The 25,117-nt window shown below is 62.0% G+C and carries 19 protein-coding genes and 1 pseudogene; 2 read left to right on the top strand and 18 right to left on the bottom strand.

The features are described 5' to 3' along the window. Positions 1–2 precede the first annotated feature (2 nt). The 14 genes and pseudogenes from V1286_RS04490 to V1286_RS04425 form a co-directional block, all read right to left on the bottom strand. Positions 3–1,286, bottom strand: coding sequence for an acetyl-CoA C-acetyltransferase (locus V1286_RS04490; RefSeq protein WP_334477843.1), 1,284 nt, complete (start codon positions 1,284–1,286; stop codon positions 3–5). Next, positions 1,286–3,553 carry an acyl-CoA dehydrogenase gene (locus V1286_RS04485; protein ID WP_334477841.1) on the bottom strand — a complete coding sequence of 756 codons (2,268 nt, stop codon included), beginning with the start codon at positions 3,551–3,553 and terminating at the stop codon, positions 1,286–1,288. Before V1286_RS04485 ends, V1286_RS04490 begins: the two co-directional genes overlap by 1 nt. Positions 3,554–3,806: 253 nt before the next feature. After that, on the bottom strand, positions 3,807–4,073 hold the full coding sequence (locus V1286_RS04480; RefSeq protein WP_334477840.1) for a hypothetical protein: 267 nt from the start codon (positions 4,071–4,073) through the stop codon (positions 3,807–3,809). Between the two features lie 218 nt (positions 4,074–4,291). Further along, on the bottom strand, positions 4,292–5,587 hold the full coding sequence (locus tag V1286_RS04475) for a helix-turn-helix transcriptional regulator (protein ID WP_334477838.1): 1,296 nt from the start codon (positions 5,585–5,587) through the stop codon (positions 4,292–4,294). A gap of 68 nt (positions 5,588–5,655) precedes the next feature. Continuing rightward, positions 5,656–6,906 carry an SMP-30/gluconolactonase/LRE family protein gene (locus V1286_RS04470; RefSeq protein WP_334477837.1) on the bottom strand — a complete coding sequence of 417 codons (1,251 nt, stop codon included), beginning with the start codon at positions 6,904–6,906 and terminating at the stop codon, positions 5,656–5,658. A 223-nt stretch (positions 6,907–7,129) separates the two neighbouring features. Beyond that, a complete protein-coding gene (locus V1286_RS04465; protein WP_334477836.1) occupies positions 7,130–7,906 on the bottom strand; it encodes a potassium channel family protein in 777 nt (258 codons plus the stop codon). A gap of 93 nt (positions 7,907–7,999) precedes the next feature. Beyond that, positions 8,000–8,992, bottom strand: a complete 993-nt coding sequence (locus V1286_RS04460; protein WP_334477835.1) for a L,D-transpeptidase family protein — start codon at positions 8,990–8,992, stop codon at positions 8,000–8,002. Positions 8,993–9,066: 74 nt separating this feature from the next. Then, a complete protein-coding gene (locus V1286_RS04455; RefSeq protein ID WP_334477834.1) occupies positions 9,067–9,690 on the bottom strand; it encodes a flavin reductase family protein in 624 nt (207 codons plus the stop codon). A gap of 94 nt (positions 9,691–9,784) precedes the next feature. Further along, positions 9,785–10,390, bottom strand: a complete 606-nt coding sequence (locus V1286_RS04450) for a TetR/AcrR family transcriptional regulator (protein ID WP_334477833.1) — start codon at positions 10,388–10,390, stop codon at positions 9,785–9,787. A gap of 19 nt (positions 10,391–10,409) precedes the next feature. Then, positions 10,410–13,550, bottom strand: a complete 3,141-nt coding sequence (locus tag V1286_RS04445) for an efflux RND transporter permease subunit (protein ID WP_334477832.1) — start codon at positions 13,548–13,550, stop codon at positions 10,410–10,412. 115 nt (positions 13,551–13,665) lie between these two features. After that, the gene (locus tag V1286_RS04440; protein ID WP_334477831.1) at positions 13,666–14,772 is read right to left on the bottom strand and encodes an efflux RND transporter periplasmic adaptor subunit; all 1,107 of its coding nucleotides are present in this window, start codon (positions 14,770–14,772) and stop codon (positions 13,666–13,668) included. 250 nt (positions 14,773–15,022) lie between these two features. Beyond that, a pseudogene (locus V1286_RS04435) lies at positions 15,023–16,066 on the bottom strand (MFS transporter); the annotation flags it as partial. A gap of 552 nt (positions 16,067–16,618) precedes the next feature. Further along, positions 16,619–17,953: a serine hydrolase domain-containing protein gene (locus tag V1286_RS04430; RefSeq protein WP_334477830.1), complete on the bottom strand. Its 1,335-nt coding sequence runs from the start codon at positions 17,951–17,953 to the stop codon at positions 16,619–16,621. A gap of 248 nt (positions 17,954–18,201) precedes the next feature. Continuing rightward, a complete protein-coding gene (locus V1286_RS04425; protein WP_334477829.1) occupies positions 18,202–19,182 on the bottom strand; it encodes a cyclase family protein in 981 nt (326 codons plus the stop codon). On the opposite strand from V1286_RS04425, the gene V1286_RS04420 reads away from it, so the two are divergent. Continuing rightward, positions 19,177–20,481 carry a CobW family GTP-binding protein gene (locus tag V1286_RS04420; protein WP_334477828.1) on the top strand — a complete coding sequence of 435 codons (1,305 nt, stop codon included), beginning with the start codon at positions 19,177–19,179 and terminating at the stop codon, positions 20,479–20,481. The two genes, V1286_RS04425 and V1286_RS04420, sit on opposite strands and share 6 nt — an antisense overlap. Before the next feature lie 32 nt (positions 20,482–20,513). Here the strand turns inward: V1286_RS04420 and V1286_RS04415 are convergent, their stop codons facing one another. Next, a complete protein-coding gene (locus V1286_RS04415; RefSeq protein WP_334477827.1) occupies positions 20,514–21,692 on the bottom strand; it encodes a winged helix-turn-helix domain-containing protein in 1,179 nt (392 codons plus the stop codon). A 77-nt stretch (positions 21,693–21,769) separates the two neighbouring features. Continuing rightward, entirely contained in the window at positions 21,770–22,000 is a 231-nt protein-coding gene (locus V1286_RS04410; RefSeq protein ID WP_108522153.1) for a hypothetical protein, read from the bottom strand. Between the two features lie 737 nt (positions 22,001–22,737). Here V1286_RS04410 and V1286_RS04405 point away from each other — a divergent pair. Continuing rightward, complete coding sequence (locus tag V1286_RS04405) at positions 22,738–23,370, top strand: OmpA family protein (RefSeq protein ID WP_334477825.1); 633 nt, start codon at positions 22,738–22,740, stop codon at positions 23,368–23,370. 95 nt (positions 23,371–23,465) lie between these two features. Here V1286_RS04405 and V1286_RS38805 read toward each other — a convergent pair whose 3' ends face one another. Both V1286_RS38805 and V1286_RS38800 read right to left on the bottom strand, forming a co-directional pair. Continuing rightward, positions 23,466–24,200 (bottom strand): response regulator, encoded by a 735-nt coding sequence (locus V1286_RS38805; protein WP_417021101.1) that lies wholly within the window; start codon positions 24,198–24,200, stop codon positions 23,466–23,468. Continuing rightward, positions 24,179–25,096: a histidine kinase dimerization/phospho-acceptor domain-containing protein gene (locus V1286_RS38800; RefSeq protein WP_417021100.1), complete on the bottom strand. Its 918-nt coding sequence runs from the start codon at positions 25,094–25,096 to the stop codon at positions 24,179–24,181. The genes V1286_RS38805 and V1286_RS38800 overlap by 22 nt, the downstream gene beginning before the upstream one ends. Positions 25,097–25,117: the final 21 nt, after the last annotated feature.

Raw genomic sequence — 25,117 nt, 5'->3', positions numbered from 1 at the left:
GATCACACCGTCTCTATCAGCATCGCGCCGCCCTGCCCGCCGCCGATACATTCGGTAGCGATGCCGCGCCGTGTGCCCAGCCGCTTCATGGCATTGACGAGGTGCAGCACGATACGGTTGCCGCTGCAGCCCACGGGATGGCCGAGGCTGATCGCGCCGCCGTCGACATTCAACTTGCTCTGGTCGAGTTCGCCGGCCGCGCCATCGATTCCGAGAATTTCTTTACAGAATTTTTCGTCGTTCCAGGCGGCGAGGCAGCCCAGCACCTGCGTCGCAAACGCCTCGTTCAATTCCCAGGTCTCGATATCGGAAAGCGTCAGCTCGTTGCGCTTCAAAAGCTCGGTCGCCGACAGCACCGGGCCGAGTCCCATGATGCCGGGATCGAGCGCCGACCACTGGCTGTCGAGAATGACTGCCTTCGGCGTCAGGCCGTGTTTTGCGACGGCTTCTTCGGACGCGAGGATCACCCAGGACGCGCCGTCGGTGATCTGCGAGGAATTGCCGGCGGTGACCTTGCCCCACGGACGCTCGAACACCGGCTTCAGTTTTGCCAAGCTCTCCGCCGTCGAGTCCGGCCGCACGCCGTCGTCGTGATCATAAAATTTCCCATCGCGGGCGAACGCGGTTTCGACCTCGCCCTTGAGCCAGCCTTCCGATTGCGCTCTTGCCAGCCGCTTGTGGCTTTCGGCGGCATAGGCATCCGACTGCGCGCGCGTAACGCCGAAGAGATGGCCGACCACTTCGGCGGTCTGGCCCATGTTGAGTTCGGTGACGGGATCGGTGAGCCCCCGTTCCAGCCCGATGATCGGCTTGAAATAGCTGGGCTTCACCTTCAGCGCCGCCATGATTTTTGCGCCGATGCCCTTGGCACCGGCAAGGCCTGCGAACCAGCGCACGCCCTGTTGCGGCCACACCAGCGGCGCGTGGCTCAGCGCTTCCGCGCCGCCGGCCAGGATCAGGTCAGAGACGCCCTCCCGGATATAGCGGTAAGCCGTGTCGATCGACTGCATGCCGGAACCGCAATTGATCTGCACGGTGAAAGCGACCATCTTCTCGCCCATGCCGAGCCGCAGCGCGGCGACGCGGGCCGGATTCATCTCGTCGGCAATGACGTTGACGCAGCCGAGAATGACCTGATCGAAAGCGTTGGGCGCGAAAGGCTGCCGCGCCAGCAGCGGCCGGCCGCATTGTACGGCGAGATCGACCGGCGTGAACGGGCCGGGACCGGAACGCGCTTTCAGGAACGGCGTCCGGCTGCCGTCGACAATAAAGACCGGTCTTGCCATCAGCTCGCCGCCCTCTGTTCACCCAGTTCCTGAAAGAACTGATGCACGTCGGCGCCCTTCCTGTAAATCGGCGACAGCGCTTCGGCTGCGAAATCGTCGACCTCGATCACCTTCGCAACGGCTTCATGCGCAGCCTGCAGCTTCTCGCCGTCGGCCTGCGTGATGACGCCCTTCTTGACCGCCTCTTTCCAGTCATGCAGGCGCGCGGCGCGCATCTGCTTGGAAACATCTTCTGCCGCCGTGACCAGAAGGAACGCCTTCTCCAGCCGGGCGATGCCGCCATCGTCGTCGACCGCGGAAAGATCTGATGTCAACCGGTCGCGCGCGGCCGACGGCTCCAGCACGAGCTGCGCGCATCGATGCACGACGCGGTCGGACGGACCGGTCACCCTTGCGCCGAACGGCTGGATCAGGAATTTCAGGATGATTGCCACGAACCGGTTCGGCAGGTTGGCGAGGATTTCGGCAAAGCGGTTCTCGATGGTCTTGAAGCCGCTCGCCATGCACCATTCGAGCGCCGCGAAATCGGCTTGCTGCCGTCCCTCGTCCTGCCAGCGTTTCAGCGCCGCCGACAACAGATAGAGTTCGGACAGGATGTCGCCGAACCGGGCCGAGAGCATTTCCTTGCGCTTGAGCGCGCCGCCGAGCGTCAGCAGCGCCATGTCGGCGCATAGCGCGAACGCCGAGGAGTAGCGCGAAAGCTGGCGATAGAACCGCGTTGCATCGCCGGCATGGGGCGCCGGTGCGAACAGGCCAAAGGTCCAGCTTCGGCCCCAGGCGCGGAACATGGTTTTAAAACTGTGGCCGACATGGTTCCAGAAGGCCTTGTCAAAAGCGTCGAGCCCGTTGGCGCGATCGGCTTCGCCGAGCGCGTTCATCTCGTCGAGGAGATAGGGATGCGCGCGGATTGCGCCCTGCCCGAACACGATCAGATTGCGCGTCAGGATATTGGCGCCTTCGACGGTGATGCCGACCGGCACCGAGCGATAGAGATTGCCGAGATAGTTTTGCGGCCCGTCGATCACGGTCTTGCCGCCATGGATGTCCATGGCGTCATCGATCGCAATCCGCATCCGCTCGGTGGCGTGCAGCTTCATGATGGCGGAGATGACGGCGGGATGGTGCCCCTGATTGAGCGCCGCACAGGTCAACCGACGCGCGGCGTCGAGCAGATAGGCGGTGCCGGCGATGCGGGCGAGCGGCTCCTCGATGCCTTCGAACTTGCCGATGGAAATGCCGAATTGCTCGCGGATGCGGGCATAGGCGCCGCTGGTGCGCGCCGCATAGGCAGCACCTGCGGCGGAGAGCGACGGCAGCGAGATGCCGCGGCCGGCGGCGAGCGCCGTCATCAGCATCTTCCAGCCCTGCCCGAGGCGTTCTTGTCCGCCGATGATGTAGTCCATCGGGATGAACACGTCGCGCCCCCGGTTCGGGCCGTTCTGGAACACCTGCATCGCCGGCAGATGCCTGCGGCCGATCTCGACGCCGGGCAGATGGGTCGGGATCAGGGCCACGGTAATGCCGAGCTCTTCCTGATCTCCCACGAGATGATCGGGGTCATAGGCCTTGAAGGCGAGACCGAGCAGCGTCGCGACCGGCCCCAGCGTGATGTAACGCTTATGCCAGTTCAGTCTTAAGCCCAGCACTTCGCGGCCTTCGAAATTACCCTTGCAGATGATGCCGGTATCGACCATCGACGCCGCATCTGAGCCCGCTTCCGGGCTGGTCAGGCCGAAGCAGGGAATGTCGGCGCCTTCGGCCAGACGCGGCAGCCATCTATCCTGTTGCTCCTTGGTGCCGAAACGCATCAACAGTTCGCCGGGCCCAAGCGAGTTCGGCACCATCACGGTGACAGCCGCGATCAGCGAGCGCGAGGAAAGTTTTCGCACCACATCCGAATGCGCATAGGGCGAGAAACCGAGCCCGCCAAATTCCTTGGGGATGATCATGCCGAAGAATTTGTGGCGCTTGATGAAGGCCCACGCCTCGGGCGGCAGATCGCGCCATTCCCAATTGATCTTCCACTCGTCGAGCATGGCGCAGAGCTCGTCGACGGGGCCGTTGAGAAAGGCCTTTTCTTCTTCAGTCAAAGTGGCCGGCGCAACAGCCAGCAACTTCGACCAGTCGGGATTGCCGGTGAAGAGATCCGCGTCCCACCAGACATCGCCCGCCTCGAGCGCCTCGCGCTCGGTGTCGGACATCGCGGGCATGGCGCCACGCGCGAAAGCGAAGATCGGCTTGCTGATGAAATCGCGGCGGAAGCTCATGGCGAACCCTCCTGGTCTACGGCGCTAGGTCGCGCCCCACCTGTGCCAAACGACGGCTCATTCTAGCTGAAAGCACGGGATTGGGGGACGTTTCGCGCCGGGAATGAAGCGAAATTGATAAACCGGGAGATAACGGCGGAGGTCCCGGACCCGTTCCAATATGACCGCATTATCCAGCCTTTAGAAATTGGCGACGTTACCGGATGGTTGCCGTCTGGCGTGCCCGCCGGTCTCAGCCGCGGGCACACCAGCGCTATGAATCACGCTTGTTGCGCCGTCGCTCGTTGGGGACGAACACGGCAAACACTTCCTTGACGCGAACGGCAGGCGTGACATCGCGGGTAAAGCGAAGCTCCGCGGTTGTCCGGGTTTCCTCCACGCGAGGCGCGTAGAGCGCGCTGGCGTACAGCGATCCGTCAAACCGCAAATTGCTCTCGTCATCGGTAAGATAAGCATTCGAAATAAATAGAAAAACGAACAGCGTCGATCCTACGACGGCAAAATATTTGAATACGGGCATTGGTGCACAGGCTCTCCCTTTCTGGAAAAGGAGGGTGCGCCACGCGCCATAAAAGCCGGGTTTAGACGTGCCCAGCTTTTGCCCAAACGGTTGGCTGCGGATTGCCAGATTGTGACGAATTTTAAAGAACCGCCGCGGACGACCGTGGAGATGGGTGTCTCACGGAAATTCGTGTCGAGCCCCGCCAAAGCTGGCGAAAAATCAGATTGAAAAATTGATTAACGAGACAGCCTGTTAAGGAGCGCCACGAGTTCGCCCTGGCGATGCGTGCCGGTTCTGTTGAAAATTGACTTGAGATGACTTCGGGCTGTTTCCACCGTGACACCCAGTTCGGCCGCAGCCGTCTCCATAGAACTGCCTGTCGCTAGCTTTCCCGCCAAATTGGCTTGTGCCGGCGTGAGCTCAAAGACTTTCCCAAGCATATCCGGATTGACCGTCGCAGCGCCTTCGAGATCGTTCAGTACGAGCACGGCGCGCGCGCCAAGAAACGGACTTCGCGCCGCCGGCGGAACGGGTAGCGCCTTCAGCACCAGAGGCCGTTTGCTCTCTCGCCTTACGATGATCGGATCGAACCGACAAGCCTGCAGGTCCGACGTCTCTTTAAGCCGGTCGATCACTTCGGACAATTCGGAATTGGCGCGGCTGTCGTGAAGCACCAGCCGATTGTTTCGAACGAGGATTTCGTGGCCGACATAGGCCTCCATCCGCCGGTTCAAGCCAAGCAATCCTCCATGGCGATCAATCGCCAATGCAGGTCGTTGCACAAGATCAAGGGCGTTCGTCACGTTCAGGATTGCGGCCCGGCCAACCGCGTTGGAAAGCGTCGCGACTTCTGTAAGGCGGCGCGAAAGCTGCGACAACGCTTTCACCTCGTCGCGCTCGAACATTCCTTCTTGAGGGGTGCGCTGAAGAGATAGTCCCCATAGGGCCGGACCAGCCCTGAAACCGACCGCGGCAAACCACTTCAATCGATATCCAGCGAGATTTGCGTAAAGCGGATCGCGCAGCATCTCGGCTTCCGATTTGAACAAATCGGCATCCGTAACCACGTCAGCGCCTGCCTGAAGAAGCGGAACACCTCGCGCGGCCCTTACGTCGGCCACGTGGAATTTATGGTGAAAGTAGTTGTCGATATATTCGGAGATGGCTTCGGTCCTTGGAATGTCCTCGGTTCGCACGTCGCCTTGGAGCATGGCCGCGCCCTTGGCATCGGCGGCCTGGCATATGTCCTCCATCAGTTCGGTCCAGACCAATGGGTCCAGGACGGCATCGCCGAGGCGTTTGCCGGCATCCTCGAGCTTTCGAACGTCAAACAAATTTCTGCCCCCTAAGACTCCATCGACCGACCGAACCAGTCTGCTTGAGTTTAGCGAAGGAGCAAGCGCCGAGCCTCGTTTTGCGCCGGAAAAGCACGCAGCTGGAGAACAGAAAGGCTTGCGGTATCGAAACACCGCTATGCCGGCAGGCTGGAGCTGATGATTCCTCGGCTTCAGGCTGCGGACGAGCGGCTCCAAAATGATCAGGCGTCGGCGGGTTGCGCCGACGCCTGATCGCCGTATCGAGCAATCTGCAGAGCCAGTCGTCAACCCGGTCCTGCGCCCTGCGTTGCCGTATACACGGCGTAGAGCGACTGGCTGGCGGCCATGAACAGGCGGTTACGCTTGGGGCCGCCGAAGCAGATATTGCCGCACACTTCGGGCAGGCGGATGCGGCCGATCAGTTTGCCTTCCGGCGACCACACCGTCACGCCGCTATAACCCACCGCACGCCCGGCGTTGCTCGAACACCAGACGTTGCCGCTGACGTCGCAGCGCACGCCATCCGGTCCGCATTTCACGCCGTCGACCATGAAATCGCTGAACCGCTTGTGGTTGGTGAGCTTGTTGTCGGTGCCGACGTCGAACACGAACATGTCGCCCTTGCCGCCCGGACCGGTATCGCCCGGCCCCTTGCCGGTAGAGGCAACATACAGCTTCTTGTAGTCGGGCGAGAAGCAGAGGCCGTTGGGATCGGGCACCTGCTCCTCGGTCACCACGAGGTCGACGCGGCCGGAGGGATCGATGCGATAGCAATTGGTCGGCAGTTCGCGCTTGCCCGGCACGAAGCCGGCCGGCTGTCCGATCCGCGGATTGAGCTTGCCGCCGGAATTGCTCGGGCCACCTGCGACGTCTGGCTCACCCTCATAGAGCTGCCCGCCATAGGGCGGATCGGTGAACCAGTAGCTGCCGTCCGGATGGGCGACGACGTCGTTGGGTGAGTTGAGCTTCTTGCCGTTATAGGAATCGGCCAGCACCGTCGCGGTGCCGTCGTGTTCATAGCGCACCACGCGGCGGGTGAGATGTTCGCAGGAGAGCTGGCGGCCCTGGAAATCAAACGAGTTGCCGTTTGAGTTGTTGGACGGCGTGCGGAAGACGCTGATGTGACCATCATCTTCCGACCATCGCATCTGCCTGTTGTTGGGAATGTCGCTCCACAGCAGGTAGCGCCCCTGCGCGCTCCAGGCCGGGCCTTCGGCCCACAACAGCCCGGTGTGGAGGCGCTTGATCGCCGTGTTGGGCTGGGCGAGGTCGTTGAAGGACGGATCGACCGCGATGATGTCGGGGTCCCAGAAATAGGTGGTCGGGGCGCCGCGCGGACTGAAATCGCGCGGTGGGCTGGTGATCGTCGACGGCGGCGCCACTGGCCCTTGAGGGCTGCCTTGGGCCAGCGCGCCGCTGACCCCGGCCACGGTGGCGCCGGCACAGGCGGCCAGGCCGTGGACAAGCGTTCGTCGTGATATCGAGACTTCTGGATCGCGCAGCCGTTGTGGATCGCGGCGCTCTTGGCGTGTCATCGCATCCTCCCAATGTGTACGCCGACCGTTGATCCCGGCCTGGCAACTCAAGGTTATTCTGCTCCGTCGCCGGTGGCGAGAGCTGCTTTACATTTTTTTCCGCGCGTGAGGCTTGCAATGCAAGATGGCGTTACCTCGTCCAACTCATGTCCATCGGGAGGCTCTGCCACGCGCGGCCGGCGAGTGGCTTGGGCGCTTGCCCACCGGAATAGGCCGGCAGCGCTTACATCAAACCTTCGTCGGGAATATTCAACACCGTGCCACACGCCTTGCAGTGAACCGCATCGCTGTCATGGCGCTGCAGTCCGCAGGTCGGGCACGCAAACCGCACCTTGTTGGGCGAGAGCAGCGCGCGGGCGAGATTGAAGAACAGGGTGACGCCGAAAATCATGATGACGACCGTGATCAGGCGGCCGGTCGTTCCCGACAGGGTGATGTCGCCGAAGCCGGTCGTCGTCAGCGCCGTCACGGTGAAATACAGTGCGTCCGCATAATTCGCGATCAGAGGATTGCGAAACTTCTGCGTTTCGTAAACGATCGCGGTCATCACGAAGATGAATACCGCAAGGTTGGTGACGGCGAAAATGACTTCCTCATTGCGCCGGAAGAACGTGCTGTCTTCGCGCATCCGCGCCAGCATCTGGTAGTCGCGGAGCAGCCGCAATGTTCGCAAGATACGAAGAAACCCGCCAGCTTCTCCCGCGAGCGGCGCCAGGAATGAAATGATCGCGACGATATCGGTCCAGGTCGAGAAGCGGGTAAACTCAAGCAGCCGATGCCGGCTGACGAGCAGCCGCGCGGAAAAATCAGCGAGGATCACGACGCCAAACAGCACATCGAGCGCTTCGGTGACGTCGTTGGAAGGAAGAAACGACGTCGCAATGATGAAGAGGACAGTGACGATATCGAACACCAGCAGTGCATAGCGAAATCGGACGCCCTGCGTCGTAGCGCCCTCGTAGAGGCGCCGGACATTCTTCTGGATGGAAGCAAATGACATAGCGTCATTTTCACCGTTCACACAGATCATTGCAAATGATGCTTCGTGTCGATGATGACGATTTCATTTCAGACTGCCGCGTCAACCAGGATATCACTTCTTGTTGGCCGCCTCGCGCTCGATAAAGGCGACCTCTACGCCCTTCTTCAGGAGCCTTGCCAGCCGGTCGGCGTCCCAGTTGGTGAGGCGCACGCAGCCATTCGACTCCGACTTGCTGACTTTCGACGGGTTGGGAGTGCCGTGAATGCCATATCCTTCCGCTGAAAGTCCGATCCATTGGGAGCCTACGGGATTGTTGGGGCCGGGCTTGATCTTGAAGGCTCGTTTGGATTTGACTCCCTTGAACTTGTAATCCGGGTTGTAGCGATAATACGGATTTGCATCGATCGAGATTACCTTGAGAACGCCGCCGGGGCTCGGCTTCTCCTCGCTTCCCACGGTCGCGGGAAAGAACGCGATCAGTTCGGAATTCGCGAAGGCCTTGACGGTTTGGGACATCTTGTCGACCTCGACACGCGTCACGGCTGACTTGCTCTCCTTGATCGCGACGTTTATCACCGCGATCGTTTGACCGGCCTCGTCGAATTTCTTGCCGGGGTTGAGAGCCGCAAGCAAAGCCTCGCTCATGTGAAACCTTTCGGCGATGGCCTCGCGCGGGCTGGTGTAGTCGAGCGATTTGAGACCCTTCAAGTCTTCCATCTTCGCCGGCAGTTTCTTCAGAAACGGCCCTTTGACGTCCTTCTCCGTGATCTTGTAGTCGACGACGATCGGGTCCGATCCGGTAGCCAGCAAGGCACCCCAGACTTCGGACGTCAGCGGCTGTTTGCTCACGGCCAGGCCTTTGGATTCGGCGAACGCCCTCAGGGCTTTTTCGGCGTTCTCGCCCAGCTTGCCGTCGATCTCACCGGGCGAAAAGCTGGTGCGGGCGAGCAGCACCTGCGCCTTGACGATTGCGGGATTGATCTTGTCGTCGGCCGGCAGCTTGCCTTTGAATTCGGCGTTGTTGATCGCCGCCGCATCAAGGCCCGCGAAGGCTGGAGGGGAGAGACAGACCAGCAGCATCAGCCCAGCAAACAAGCGGCCCATCGGGAAATCTCCAAAACACTGTCTGATAAAGATTTGGACGGGCCGGAGTTCCTTGAGGTAGACCGGCCGGCCGCTCAATCCGGCCGGATCATCTCGAACATGTTTTCCGGCTTGATCTCAAAATAGTCGCCGCGGCGGCCGGCGCGGACGATCGGATGGGCGAGCCCGGTCTGGTAGACGCCGTCCTGGATGAAGGCCTTGTCGATGTGCACGGCGACGACCTCGCCCAGCGTCAGCCAGGCCTGCGCCTTGTCGCCATTGGCACCCTGCAACTGGACGATCTGCGTCACCTTGCATTCGAAGGCGACCGGGCTTTCCGCGACGCGGGGCACGTTGACGAGCTTGCAGGGCGCAGCTGTCAGCCCTGCGATCTTGAACTCATCGACATCGCGGGCAACGTGCGCTGCTGTTGCGTTCATCTGCTTCGCCAGATCCATGGTGGCGAGATTCCAGACGAATTCGCCGGTGTCCTGGATATTACCCGCGCTGTCCTTCCAGTTGGTCGAGGAGAAGCCGATGATCGGCGGGTGATAGCAGAAGGCGTTGAAGAAGCTATAGGGCGCCAGATTGATGTTGCTCTTGCCGTCGCGCGAGGAAATCCACCCGATCGGCCGCGGGGCGATGATGGCGTTGAAGGGGTCGTGCTTGAGGCCGTGGCCGTTTTTCGGCTCGTAGAAATGCAGGTCTTTTTCGGTCACGCTGGCATTATCCTTGCTCTTCGTAGCCCGGATGGAGCCCGGTGGCTCCATCCGGGCTACGAAGTTCGGGATAATCGGTCAACTGACGAACGCGTCAATTCGCCTTACGCGGCTCAAGGGCCTTGAAAAGGAAATCGATCATCTGGTCGATCGTTGCGCTGGGCTTGTTGACGGCCTGCGCGATCATCTGCGGGTGGAAAAAGCGGATCATGCCGGTGCAGGTACAGAGCGCCGCCAACGGCAGGTCCGGGGCCTCGAACTCGCCGGACGCCACGCCCTGCGCGATCACCTCGCCGATGATGCCGGTGCAGCATTCGATATGGGCAACGCAGACGTCCCAATCCTCCTCCATCGCGATCTCGACCATCTCGTGCAGCTTGGAATCGCCGACATAACGCTCGGTATTCATCCGATTGATGGTCTTGAGCAGCTCGCGCAGGCGAGGTTTCGCCGGCCCAGGCGCCTGCGCGATCCGTCGCGCCTCGACCTCGACCTCGCCCATCAAGGTTCGCGCCACGCCCTCGTGAATCGACTTCTTCGAATCGAAGAAGCGATAGACGTTGGCGGGGCTCATTTTGAGCTCCTTGGCGATGTCGGCGACCGTGGTCTTCTGGTAGCCGATCTGCCGGAACAGACGCTCCGCCACCACAAGAATCCTTTCCCGGGTGTCAGTCTCGATGTGCTCCGAAATCAGCGTCATGTCAGCTCTCAATGTTCAATTATTCTGCCGCGTCGGCAAGCGGAATTGCGTGCGGGCCCTTGATCTGATGTTGCGGCGCGAGATCAGGCTGCCCGGCCTGGCCGCTTTCTTCCAGGCTCTTCCTGAACCACAGGGCGTAAAGACCCGGCAGGTACAGCAAGGTCAGGAAGGTTGCAACGAACAAACCGCCCATGATGGTGATCGCCATCGGGCCCCAGAAGGCGGAGCGTGACAGCGGAATCATGGCCAGGATCGCTGCCAGCGCGGTCAGCACCACCGGGCGGGCACGTCGGACAGTGGCCTCGACGATGGCCTCCTTGCGCGTCAGGCCCTGGGAAACGTCGGCCTCGATCTGGTCGACCAGGATCACCGCGTTGCGCATGATCATGCCGGCCAGCGCGATCAGGCCGAGCAGCGCCACGAAGCCGAACGGCTGGTTGGCGACATTGAGGCCGAGCGAGGCGCCGACGATGCCGAGCGGCGCGGTCAGGAACACCAGGATCAGGCGCGAGAAGCTCTGCAACTGGATCATCAGCAGGGTAAGCATCACCAGCGCCATCAGCGGAAACAGCAGGGCGATCGAAGCGTTGCCCTTCTCGGATTCCTCGAATGCGCCGCCCGGCTCGATCCGGTAGGCCGGTTCGAGATGGTCGCGGATTTCCTTCAGCTTGGGCCAGATCTGGCTGGTGACGTCGGGCGCCTGGACGCCGTCGACGACGTCGGTGCGCACCGTGATCGCCATGTCGCGGTTGCGCCGCCACATGATCGGCTCCTCGTGGGAATACTCGATCTTGGCAATCTGCTGCAGCGGCACGGCGACGCCGTTGCGTGACGTCACAGTGAGGTCACCGACGCTCTTGAGATCGAGCCGTTCGGACGGGACTGCGCGCGCGACCACGCCGACCTTCTCGATGCCGTCACGGATGGTCGTGACCTGCGCGCCCGAGATCAGCATGGCCAGCGCCTGCGAGACGTCCTGCGGGGTCAGGCCGAGCGCGCGGGCGCGATCCTGATCGACCACGAGCTTCAGGTAAGGCGACTGCTCGTTCCAGTCGAGCTGCGGCTCCACGACGTTGGGATTCTGCTTCATGACGTCGCGCACCTTGTAGGAGATGTCGCGCACGGTGTTGGCGTCGGGGCCGATCACACGGAACTGCACCGGGAAGCCGACGGGCGGGCCGAAATTGAAGCGGTCGATGCGCACGCGTGCTTCAGACAGATCGCCTTCGGCGACCGCCTTCTCCAGCCGCGCCTTGATCCGCTCGCGGGCTTCGACATCCTTGGAAACGATCACGATCTCGGCAAAGGCCTCGTTCGGCAGTTGCGGATTGAGACCGAGCCAGAACCGCGGCGAGCCCTGGCCGACATAGGCGGTATAGGTCGCGATATCCTTGTCGTCCTTCAGCAGCGCCTCTGCCTTCTTCACGGAGTTCTCGGTGACGTTGAAGGCGGTGCCTTCCGGCAGGCGCAACTGCAGGAACAGTTCGGGCCGCTCCGACAGCGGGAAGAACTGCTGCTGCACGTTGCCGAAGCCGACGATCGAGAGCACGAACACGCCGACGGTCGCCACCACCACCTTGACCCGGTGGTCGACGCACCACTGAACCATGCTGCGCAGGACGCGATACATCCGCGTCTCATAGACCGCGTGCGGATCGTGGTTGTGGTGGACCTTGATGTTCGGCAGCAGCTTGACACCGATATAGGGCGTGAAGATCACCGCGACGAACCAGGAGGCGACCAGCGCGATCGCCACGATCCAGAAGATGCCGCCGGCATATTCGCCAACCGCCGAATTGGCAAAGCCGATGGGGAGGAAGCCAGCGGCCGTGACCAGCGTTCCCGTGAGCATCGGAAACGCAGTTGATTCCCAGGCAAAGGCGGCCGCGCGAACGCGGTCCCAGCCCTGCTCCATTTTCACCACCATCATCTCGACGGCGATGATGGCGTCGTCGACCAGAAGGCCGAGCGCGATGATCAGCGCGCCGAGCGTGATGCGGTGCAGGTCGATCGACATCGCGTTCATGACGATGAAGACGATGGCGAGCACCAGCGGCACCGACGTCGCGACCACGATGCCCGTGCGCCAGCCGAGCGCCACGAAGGAGACGAACAGCACGATCGCGAGCGCCTCGATGAAGGAATGCACGAACTCGCCGACGGCGCGCTCGACCACCTTCGGCTGGTCGGCGATCTGTTCGACCTCGATACCCTGCGGCACCGCCTTCATGAAATCGTTGGTCGCCTTCTCGACCTCCTTGCCGAGTTCGAGGATGTTGGCGCCCTTGGTGGTGACCACGCCGATGCCTAGCGCAGGCTTGCCTTCCTGGCGGGCGACGAAGGTCGGCGGATCGACGAAACCATGCGTGACGGTCGCGATATCGCCGAGCCGGAACACGCGGCCGTTGCTTTCGACCGGGGTCTCGGCCACCGCCTTGGCGCCGTCAAGCGCGCCGGTGACACGCAGCGGCACGCGCTGCGAGGAGGTTTCCACCGTGCCGGCGGGCGTGACGTTATTCTGCTTGGCCAGCGAATCAAACAGCGCCTGCGGCGTGATGCCGAGCGTCGCCAGCTTGGCGTGCGAGAACTCGACGAAGATGCGCTCGTCCTGGGCGCCGTAGAGATTGACCTTGGTGACGCCAGGCACCTTCAAGAGCCGCTGGCGCATGCCTTCGGCGGTCTTCTTCAACTGCGCGTAGTCGGCGCCGTCGCCGGTCATCATGTAGAGAATGGAATCTACGTCGGAGAATTCGTCGTTGACGTTCGGGCCGAGCAGGCCTGCGGGCAACTGGCCCTGCACGTCGGCGAGCTTCTTGCGCAACAGATAAAACAGATAAGGCACGTCCTTTGGTGGGGTCGAATCCTTAAACGTAACCTGCATCGCCGAGAACGACGGTTTTGAATAGGTCTGCACCTTCTCGAAGAACGGCAGTTCCTGCAGCTTCTTCTCGATGGGGTCGGCGACCTGGGTCTGCATTTCCTGCGCGGTCGCGCCCGGCCAGATCGCGGAGACGTTCACCACCTTCACCGTGAAGAACGGATCCTCGGCGCGGCCAAGCCGCTGGTATGAGAAGAAACCGGCAGCGCCCAGCATGATCATCAGGAACAGGATCAGGGTCGGATGGCTCACCGCCCAGCCCGAGAGATTGAAGCGCTTCATGTCACTCTCCAGATCCAAAAGACTATGCCTTGTCATTGCGAGGAGCGAAGCGACGAAGCAATCCATACTTTCTTTGCAGCACGATGGATTGCTTCGCTTCGCTCGCAACGACGAACTAAAACGACAGCGACGAGACCACCCGGACCTTCTGGGCCGGATCGATCTTCTGCACGCCGAGCGCGACCACCTTGGCGCCCTCATTGACGCCGCCGGAGATCACAACGGAATTGCTCTCGTAGGACTTCACAATCACCGGCTTGAGCATCACCGCGCCGGAATCGTCGACGATATAGAGCGAGGGATTGCTACCCTGGCTGAACAGCGCCGACAGCGGCAGCTTTGCCACGCGCTCGGTGGCGGCATCCGCCAGCGTCAGCGTCGCAGTCATGCCGAGCGAAACCTTGTCGTCGGCTTCCGGCAACGAGAATTTTGCAAGATAGGTGCGCGTCGCCGGATCGGCCGAGGGCGCGATCTCGCGCAGCTTCGCGGTATATTTCTTTTCCGAATCCGACCACAGCGTCACGCTCGCGGTGCCGGACTTGGCGCGCCCGACCAGCGTCTCGGGGATCGCGACCACAGCCTCCTTTTCGGCGAAGCGCGCGACGCGGATTGCGGTCTGGCCGGAGGCCACGACCTGACCCGGATCGATCAGGGTGGCGGTGACGACGCCGCGGCTGTCGGCCAGCAGCGTCGCATAAGAGAGAGAGTTCTTGGTGAGTTCGACCTGCCGCTCGGCGCGATTGAGGCGCGCGCGCGCTTCATCGGCGGCGGCGCGGCTCTGATCCATCTGGGCGTCGGTGGTCCAGCCCTTGGCGCGCAGATCCTTGGCGCGCTGCTCGGCGGCGCCAGCCTGCGCCAGCACGCCGGTGGCGGCGCGGAATTCGGCCTCCGCCTGCTCGGCCTGCAGTTTCAGATCAACCTCGTCGAGAGTGGCGAGCGGCTGGCCGATATCGACGGTCTGGCCAACCTCGACCAGGCGCCTCGCGACCTTGCCGGGAACCCGGAAGCCCATATCGGTCTCGATCCGGGGCCGGATAGTGCCGACGAAACTGCGTTCCGGCGTCTCGGCCCCATAATGCACGGTAGCGACCAACACGGGGCGCCCCGGGGCCGCCGTTTCCGCCGCCTTTTCATTGCAGCCGGCCAGCGCGAACACCGCAAATGCTAACGACGCTCCCGTCAAGAGCCTGTAATAGCTAGAGAAAATGGACCGGGCGAACATTGGACTCTCCATCGCAGGATCTGATGAGGAGTATTGAATGCTCACTGACGAATGTCAACATTCGTCAGTGGTCATCATTTCGTGATGGAAAATGGGGTTAAGAGGTAATTGCTTTCCCTGAAATCGTCGCTCCCGCGGACGCGGGACCGACCCGATGCCGACAAAGAGAAGAATATCCGCCCGCGTGCCCATTCCCAGGGCCGCGGCCTGCGGGCTCCCGCGTCCGCGGGGGCGACGGATAGAGAGTGCGCTATCGCGCCTTCCCCACGCCGGCGAACTCCGTCTTCGTCTCGTGGCCACCAAGGAAGACGAGCAGGCCCGCCGCGAGCGGCAATAGCGACAGCACCAGCAATCCCGTCGAGGTGTTGCCGGTCGCTTCCTTCACCCAGCCGATCAGGTACGGCCCGCCGAAACCCGCGAGGTTGCCGATCGAATTGATCAGCGCGATCCCGCCGGCCGCGGCCGTGCCGGACAGCCATGCTGTCGGCAGGGTCCAGAACACTGCAAAGGTGCAGAAGATCCCGATAGCGGCGACCGTCAGCACGATCATGGTGATGGCGGGATCGGTAATGTAGCTGGAGACACCAAGCGCAACGGCGGTGAGCAATAGCGGCCCGCCGACATGGGCGACGCGCTCGCGCGTGGCATCGGAATGCCGCGCCCACAGAATCATGGCGATGGTGCCGAACAGATAGGGGATCGCCGTGACGAAGCCGGTCTGCGCGTTGGTGAGGCCAAAAGCCTTTACGATCTGCGGCAGCCAGAACTGCATGCCGTAGAGCGCGCCGACGAAGCCGAAATAGATCAGGCTCAACGTGATCACTTTCGGCGAGGACAGCGCCTCCCCGAGCGTCAGGTGTTTTGCTGCCTGTTTGGCCGCGATCTCTGCCTGCAGCTTCGCCGCGAGCCATGCCTTCTGCTCTTTTGTGAGCCAGTCCGCCCTTTCGGGCCGGTCGGTCAGATAGAACCAGGTGACGATGCCGAGCAGCACCGAGGGGATGCCTTCGAGGATAAACAGCCATTGCCATCCCTTCAGGCCCATCACGCCGTCGAGCCCAAGCAGCAGCCCCGAGACCGGCGCGCCGATCACGGTGGAGACGGGAACAGCGATGGCGAAGGCGGCGAGGAACCGTGCGCGATATTCAGCCGGGTACCAATAGGTCAGATAAAGAATGATACCGGGAAAGAAACCGGCCTCCGCGACGCCGAGCAGGAAACGCAGCACGTAAAAGCTCAACTCGCCGCTCACCATCGCCATCGCGGCCGAGATGATGCCCCAGGTCACCATGATGCGGTCACCGCTTGCAACGCAAGATGCCCGCGCTGGGGTAACGCGGGCATTCCGTGGACGAGGGGCTTGTTGTGGAAAGCCTCGATGCGCCACCAGTATCAGGCGGGCCGGGCGAACGAGGGCGCAAACCCATAAATTCAGACTGGTCGGCGGACCTCCGCTTTGGTGCGTATTCCGGGCGCAAGTCGGACATCGCGTGAGGTCCGAAAAGTGCCGCCACAAGCGAATGTCCTGCGAATTCCCAAGCGGGACAGGTCAGGATGTGCAGACCGGTCGCAGCAGCGTCTCCAAATGTGCATCATACTAAGGGGCCGCAGCTGGTGTGCCGTATCTTGCCCGAGGGCAGAATCTAAAATGAATCCGGCCTGCTCGCCTTCGGAGCTTTGGTATTCAATACCTTGACCCGTCGCGGGTCAGAGTTCATGTCGTGGTAAGGGCGGTGCTCAAGCCTCGGCGGTCGAAGCCGGGCTCACATCTGCTCGGATATTGAATAGCGAGGCAGCGAGAAGCCGCTGCCTCGCTATTCGGAGTCCGACGGGGGATAGGGTGACGACTTCAGTCCACGAGTGCCTGATAGACGAGCGACTTGAACATCTTGCGGTAGTACGCGCGTATCGGGCTCGGTGCCTGTGTCATGTATACACCGACGATTTCTTCCTTGGGATCTACCCAGAAGTAAGTGCCGGCGTAACCAGCCCACATGAACTCGCCCGCGGAGCCGGACACGCCAGCAATCCCGTCATTCTGGCGCACTGCAAAGCCCAGGCCGAATGTATAGCCCGGCGTACCCAGCAGAAGCTCACCCGGCTGCAATGGTGCTGCGACGCGCGTGCCGAGATGGTCTGAGGTCATCAGTTTGATGGTGGAGCGGCTCATCACGCGCACACCGTCGAGCTCGCCACCATTCATTAGCATCTGTCCGAACCGCAAATAATCATTGGCGGTTGAAAGACCTCCGGCACCGCCGGAATCGTTCCCCGGCTCCGCAGACACATCGATTACGCTTACTTTCTGGCCCGACGCCGGGTCGACCGGCAATGGTTGCGCGAGGCGCGGCATCTTTGACGCAGGAAGCCAAAAACTCGTGTCTACCATCTTGAGCGGCGTGAACATCCGCTCATCCAAAAAGACGGCAAGCCGCTTGCCCGACGCAGCCTCGACGACACGGCCGAGAATATCGACAGCCATGCTGTATTCCCACATCGTGCCGGGCTGGTGAATCAAGGGCGCCTTGGCGATGCGCTCGACTTGCTCGGCCGGTGTCATGCCGCGGGAGTCGTACTCGTGGACGCCCGGCTGGGAGAACTTAGCCTCGACGTAGGCCGTCTTCACGGGCTCGTTCTTGGTAATCTCCGCATAGGCGAGACCCGCGCTGTGCCGCAGAAGGTCCTGCACGATGATCGGCCTCGCAGCCGGAACGTTGGTGTAGGTGGCCTTACCATCGGGTCCGGGGGTTGCCACACTCACTTGCATGTCCTTGAAGGCTGGCAGGAATTTGGAGATGGGATCGGTCAGCTGGATGACGCCATCTTCGACCAGCATCATTGCCGCCACCGAAACAAGCGGCTTCGTCATTGAGTAAATGCGGAAAATCGAGTCGGGCTTCATCGGCGTATTCGCGCCCTTGTCCTGGAAGCCGATGGCGTCCGAATAGACGATCTTCCCCTTGCGGGCGACCATGACTACCGCCCCTGGCAACTTACCGTCGGCAATCTCCTTCTTTAGCATTGAGGTAATGCGCCCAAGGCGCTCGGGCGACATCCCCACCTGTTCAGGCGTTGCCGTGGCGAGCGGCTGGAGTTCGCGTGCGCAGGCTGGTAGCGACACTGTCGTGGCGAGCACCATCGCAGCCAATGCCGTCGTCGCTGCTAATATTTTCCACCTAGACATGACGTTTCTCCCTGACCGTTTTTTGCGAGTTCGCTCGATCTGGCAACGATCTTATCTGACATCGTCGCCTTGGGACATGGAGTCGGCTATTGCCCAGGCTGCCATTCGCAACGAAGAACGCTGCCCGGCAGCAACTCGTTCTGGTGTTGAGCCCCGTCCGGGCAACACTCATTGGGCGGCCGCTTCGACGCCGAAGCCCGGAGTGCCGGCGTGGGCGGGACGTCCGCCCACGCGCAGATGCGCCCTGGTCACGTGATCGCGATCGGAGAGCCGTTGCTTCCCGTGGCGCCCTTGATTGGAGCCGGGGTGAAGCAATAGACGAACTGGTACTTCTTCTCGGCGACGAGCTCGTCGAATATCAGGTTCTCGTGGTTGAGTATGCCGTGCTTCGTCTGCAGCTCGGCATGGACCGCGAAGGCGAGCGACTTGTCGGGATTCGGGACCACCTCGACCGCCCAGGTGTCGGCCGCGGTGAGCGCGAGGTCCTTTTCGATCACCCATCGGGCAGCGTCGAGGCCGATGCCCGGCTCTCCGCTGTTAAAGCGATCATTGTTTTTCATCCACAGCGAGCCCCAGCCCGTATGGAACATGATCGCGTCCCCGGCCTTGATGTCGCTCTCGGGGATGTTCTGCTTCTGCAGCGCCGCCTTGATGTCGGCTGTAGTAATCTCCTGACCGGCGTCCATCATCCCGCCCTTGAGCGCGACCATGTCGATCAGATGAGCGCGGGTGAAGAGCGGCTTCAGCTTCTCGGCGCCGAGCTTCTTGAGACCGTATGCGTCGCTGATCTCTGCGGCGGTGAAGCCGTTGTAGAACCGCATCTCGCTCTTGTCGCCGTCCTTGCCCATCTGGATGCCGATATGACCGAGGCCGTCGAATTGCGTGCCGGTCTGGCTGATCTCAGTGGCGAGAAAATCGTCATGATACACAAGCTTGTTGTCGCCGAACGGGCCGCCGGTCGGACCACCGGGAATGCGCAGCGAGAACGCACGCGCGCCGAACAGCGGCATGCCCTGCTCGTAAACGCGGCCGATCTTGTAGATCTTGCCGTCCTTGATCCATTTCGCCGCGTCGAGGACCTTCGCCGGCGTGATGTGGTTGGATGCGCCGGCCTCGTCGTCCTTGCCCCATTTCGAGGGCCACCATGGCTTGTCGACACCCTTGGGCATGGCGGCGGTGGTCTGCGCCTGCGCTGCGGTGACCGGCGCGAGCGAGAACTTGCCATGCATCGCGCCCGCGAGCGCCGCCCCCGCAGCGCCGGCCAGGCCGGCTGTGCGGAGCAACGTCCGGCGATCGGTTGCTGCCATCCCGCCTTTCTGCTCTTCGTCCCTGACTTCGTCGTCCATTGTTCCCTCCCAGGGTTGTGCCCAGACGCTGGGCTTAAAAAATTATTTTCGGCATGCTCCTCCTCCGCTAGGCTGCTGTCCAGCGACAAAAATAAGACGATTGAAGTGAGGGCGCCGATGAGCCTCTTCGAGAACGACAAGTCAGCCGACCGGCTGCCGGTATCGTTGATCACCGGCTTTCTCGGCAGCGGCAAGACCACGCTGCTCAATCGCTTGCTGCGCCACGACGCCATGAGGGACAGCGCTGTCGTTATCAACGAATACGGGGAAGTCAGTCTCGACCATCTCCTCGTCGAGCGCGTCGATGGCGAGGTGGCTGTACTCGCGAGCGGTTGTATTTGCTGCACAATCCGCAGCGACCTCGAGGAGGCGCTGCGCACGCTCCTGGTGAAACGCGATCGCGGCGAGGTGCCGCCATTTCGTCGTATTCTCGTCGAGACCACGGGTCTGGCAGATCCTGCGCCGATCGTGCAGCTCCTGCTGAACAATCCATTGGTCTCGCATTTCCTGCGGCTCGATACCGTCGTGACGACGGTGGATGCCGCCAATGCAGTTCATCAGCTCGACCATCAATATGAAGCGGTGAAGCAGGTGGCGCTTGCCGATCGGCTGTTGATCACCAAGCGTGATTTGGTCAGCAACATTGTCGCATTGGAGTCGCGTCTCCGTCGGCTCAACCCCGGTGCCAGGATCGAAAGCGTGATGCATGGCGAGATCGATCCGGCGGGGTTATTCGGTGCCGGCCTGGTCGATCCCGAGAAAAAAGCGATCGACGTTGGGCGCTGGCTCAACGAGCAGGCGTTCGCAGGATCCTGCGAGCCGGCGCACGAGCACCACGACCACGCCAATCATGGCCATCACGCCCATCACAGCCACGATACATCGATCACCAGCTTCGTGCTCGCATTCGACGAACCGCTCGACTGGATGGCCGTTTCGCATTGGCTCGCCTATCTTCGCAGCATGCGCGGCGAGGACCTGCTGCGGGTCAAGGGGATTCTCAATCTCCGCGGGGAGCCGACGCCGGTCGTGATCCACGGCGTCCACCATGTCTTCCATCCGCCGGTGGCGCTCCCCGAATGGCCCGACGCCGACCGCCGCTCGCGCATCGTGTTCATTACCCGCGGCATCGCGCGCGAAGAGGTGCTCGCGCTATGGCAGGCAGGCCGCGCGGCAGCTTGAACCAGCCGGGGCCGGGTTGCCGAACGGATACCCTACTCCGCCAGCTGAAACCGCTCGAAACGATCAAGTTCTTCCTCGATGCGGCGCTTGTAATCCTTGCGCGCGCTCCGCGCCGCGCCCTTGCCGACCCAGCTCCATTTCTGCATCAGCAACTTCTTGTTCTGGCGATCGGTCTTCAGGTCGATGGCGGCGACGATATCTTCGCCGACCAGAACCGGGAGCGCGAAATAGCCGAACAGGCGTTTTTCCTTCGGCACATAGGCCTCGAAGCGGTGGCCGTAATCGAAGAACAATTCGGTGCGCTTGCGCTGGATAACAAGCGGATCGAACGGCGAGAGGATGTGCACCAGGCCATCGCCCTCGCCACCCGCCACCGCCCCATTCGCCTCCAGTACTTCCGGCTGGACCCAATGCTCCTGCTTGCCGGCACCTTCAAGCGCGACCGGCGCCAATTCCCCGCGCCGCACCCGCGCGTCGATCAATCGCCGCACCGCCCCCTTGCTCGGCGCGTCGAGATGGCAGATGGAATCGAGGCTGACGACGCCTTGCGAACGTAACGCGCGGTCGAGCAGGTAGGCGGTGATTTCCGCCGAGGGAGCCGGCTTCGGCGGCTTGTCCCAGCCGAAATGCCGCGTCATCAGCTCATAGGTCTTGAGCATGCCGGTTCGTTCGGAGATCGTCACCTCGCCGGTGTAGAAGGCAAGCTGCAGCGCCCGCTTCGAGGGTTTGCGGCTCTGCCAGAGATGTTCCTTCTCGGTCAGAACGTCATCCTCGATGTCGCGGATCGTCAGCGCGCCGTCACGCCGCAACAGCCGCATCACCTTGCGGGTGTCCTCCGGCTTGACGGAAGCGAACCATCGGTGGCCCTCGCGCCGGTGTTCCCGCATCGCCGGGACGAAGAAACGAAAATCCTTCGCCGGCACATAGGACAGCGCATGCGTCCAGTATTCGAACACGCTCTTGTCGACGCTCTGCGCCTGGCGCAGGTCGGCGCGGGCGTAGGCCGGGATGCGGCTATAGAGAATGTGGTGATGGCAGCGCTCGATGACGTGAATGGTGTCGATCTGCACATAGCCGAGATGGTCCACCGCCGCCGCAACCGCCTGCGGCCCGGCGCCGAACGGCTCGATCGTATCGAGCCGCTGGGCCTGCAGCCAGATTCGCCGGGCTTCGGTCTTGGTCAGGGGGCGGGGTTCAGTCGCGCGGGGCATTGCGCGGCAATGTAGCGGGATTCGCGCGCAGGGGGAGTCCCGGTTCCATGGTCGCCGGCTCGCGGCGCGAATTCACCTCACCGCTTCGGCCGGTCCCCGACACTGCCGGTTGCGATCTCGGCCTCACAAGAGGCGCGGCCGGGCTGGGGCGCACTGCATTTGTAGACTGTGCCGGTCAGACGATCGACCAGCCACGCGCTCTCCTCCGTCGGGCTTTCGAACCCGGCGTAGCGGCTGCCGAGCGCGTTGATCAGCGTCGACAACAAAATTGCAGCGGCGATCATCGCCGCGCCGATCAGTGTTGGCATTGAACTTCCGGAACCGGCTGGCTCCGATGCGCTGGTACGATAACCTTGGTACTCACGCTGACGTTTGACTGACTGTAACACCCGGCCCGCCCGTTTGGTTGCCCCGAACCAATTCTTCTTCAGATTTTTTGTGAGTCGTTTTGCTAGACGCGCATCTTGCCGATTTGTTGTCCACAGATCGGCGCTGGCGCGACGGCACACAGTTTTTCTTTTCTGAAGCGAGCTGCGGGAAGTGATGCAGCGGTCGCTTGTCCCGCAAAACTCCGGATGCCAGCCCGCACCGTCCTGTCACTGCAGTGCGTTGTGCTGCGCGACATTGAGATCGCCGCGCAACGCAGCGCGAGTCGCCTCCACCGAACTTGCCGGAAGCCCTGATGTCGAAGTCGAGGCGGGCCGGACGGCACCCGACATCGCGGCGGCAGGTTGAGGCCGAGACGGTTCCGGCCTGGCCAGCGTCCGCGGGAGGCGACCTGTTCCGGTCGCTGATCGAAGAGGTGATTCAAATCACGCAAGCAAGATTGGATGATTGGTCTGCCGAAGATGCCGCGAGACGTAAAATGACGGCGTATCGGCGTCAAACACCCTGCGATGCCGGCTCAAAGCCAGCCCTAGTCAGAAAGCTGGCGTTATCAATGTGACTTGAATCACATTGCCCATTTTGAACCCGTCCTATCTTCGCAGCATCAAAACGTCATGCACGCCAGCTTTGCAGGGCGTTAACAGTGAGGATTAAGACAATGACCCGCTACCTTTCGATCATGACTATCAGCGCCGCGCTGTCGATGACAGCGGGCCTGGCTGTCGCCGGCGACACCGTCTCGGCCGATAAAATCCTGGACGCCCTGAAGCCGAAGCCGGGCGTGACCCGCGGCCTTTCGACCGGCCCGCAGCAGCCGGTGGACGCCGCCGTACAGGCCAAGGAAGCCGGCTTCGTCAACACGCTGCGCAACCGCAAGACGCGGTCGCTGTCGCTCGGCGAGCGCCAGGAGATTGCGGAACTTGCCGCGAGCAAGCCGAAGATCGATCTCGAAATCCAGTTCGACTACAACTCGGCCGACATCAGCAAGGGCTCGGTGAGCGCCGTGCAGGAACTCGGCAAGGCGCTCTCCGATGCGAGCCTGAAGGGTTCGACCTTCGTGGTTGCCGGTCATACCGACGCGATCGGCGGCGAGGCGTATAACCAGGATCTGTCCGAGCGCCGCGCCGACACGATCAAGAAGTACCTGACCGAGAAGTACGGCATCACCGGCTCCAATCTCGTGACCGTCGGTTACGGCAAGACCAAGCCGAAGGATGCGAATGCGCCGATGGACCCGGCCAACCGCCGCGTTCAGGTCGTCAACATGGACACCAAGACCGCGTCCAAGTGAGGTCTTGATGGCCAATCGCCTGCCGCTTGCGGCAGGCGGATTTTCATTTGCCGCGATCGCGATACACGACATGACGGCCCGCCGTCCGTGGCAATCTACGACTTGTCGAGAATTTCCCGGATCCTTGCCGCCAGCAAGGCCTGGGTAACGGGCTTCTGCAGCAGTGACACGCCGGCATCCAGCCGGCCCTGATGCACGATCGCATCCCGCGAATACCCGGTCATGAACAAGACCCTCAGGCCGGATTGGCGATGATGCAGTTGATCGGCCAGCTCGCGGCCGTTCAGGCCAGGCATCACGATGTCGGTCAGCAACAGATCGATCCGGAACGGATTGGCGTCGAACTGTGCCAGTGCGGCCGCCCCGTTCGCCGCCTCGCGAACCCGGTAGTTCAGGTCCTTTAGCGTCTCGACCAGATACGACCTCACATCGTATTCGTCCTCGACGACCAGGACGGTCTCGCTCCCCGAACTGCCGACCAGAGGCGCCTCGCTCTGTCCGACGGTCTCGGGAGCGGTAGCGGCGCGCGGCAGGTAGATCCTGATTGTGGTTCCGTGCCCGACCTTGCTGTATATCTTGATCTCGCCGCCGGATTGCTTGACGAAGCCATAGACCTGGCTCAATCCGAGGCCGGTGCCCTGCCCCGGTTGCTTGGTCGTGAAAAACGGATCGAACGCTTTCTCCTGGACTTCCCGCGGCATTCCAGAACCGGTATCGCTCACCACGATCAATACATATTGCCCGGCCGGCACGCCTGCGTTCTGTTGCCGATAGCCCTCGTCGACGGAAACGTTGCTGGTTTCGATCTTCAGCTTGCCGCTGTTGGCCATCGGCCCGAGATTTTGGCATTACTGGCGTTCATGGCGTCCTTGGCGTTGACGACAAGATTGAGAATCGCCGCTTCCAACTGGCTAGGGTCGACCTCGATCTGCCATAGGCCGGCTCCCTCCACGACCTCGAGATCGACGTTCTCGCCCAGCGTACGTCTGAAGAAATCCGACATGCCGCCGATCAATTGACCGACATTGGTCAGTTTGGGATCGAGCGGCTGCCTTCGCGCAAACGCCAGCAAGCGCTGCGTCAGCATCGCCGCGCGCTGCGCGCCGTTCGCGGCGTTGGCGATCACCCGCATCAACCGCTCGCGCGCGGCCTCGCTCCATGTCTGCAGGCAGCGATCGGCGATCTCGAGATTGCCGCTGATGATCGTGAGCAGATTGTTGAAATCGTGCGCCACGCCGCCGGTCAATTGTCCGATCGCTTCCATCTTCTGCGACTGCCGAACCATGTCTTCGGCTTCGCGCCGGTACATGCCTTCCTGCGCCAGGGCCACTTCAGCGGCACGAAGCTGCGACGGCGAGGGCAACGCCAGCACCTTCGGCAACAGCGGCCACAACATCGCCGCCGTCACGATCGACGCCGCGGCCGTCATCGCCTTGACGATGCCTTCGATGCCGTAGACCGGATACCAAAGCGTGACGATCGACATCACGTGTCCAACACCGCACGCCATGATGAAGAGCGCGAACGCCCAGAACACCCATCCGAAATCGACGTCGCGGCGCTTCGAGACGAAGATCGACAGCGCCACGGGAATAGAAAAATAGGCAGAAGCAATGACGACATCCGACGCAACGTGCAGCCAGATCAGTTGCGGTTCCCACAGCAGGCATATTCCGTGCGGTGCGAACATCGATGAATCGAGCAGACGTTCGAAGAAGGCCCACATGCCAGTCGTTCCTTTGAGCGG

Source organism: Bradyrhizobium algeriense, assembly GCF_036924595.1.
Lineage (GTDB): Bacteria > Pseudomonadota > Alphaproteobacteria > Rhizobiales > Xanthobacteraceae > Bradyrhizobium > Bradyrhizobium algeriense.
Note: the sequence above shows the minus strand (reverse complement) of the source record. Positions and strands in the feature narration are given on the sequence as shown.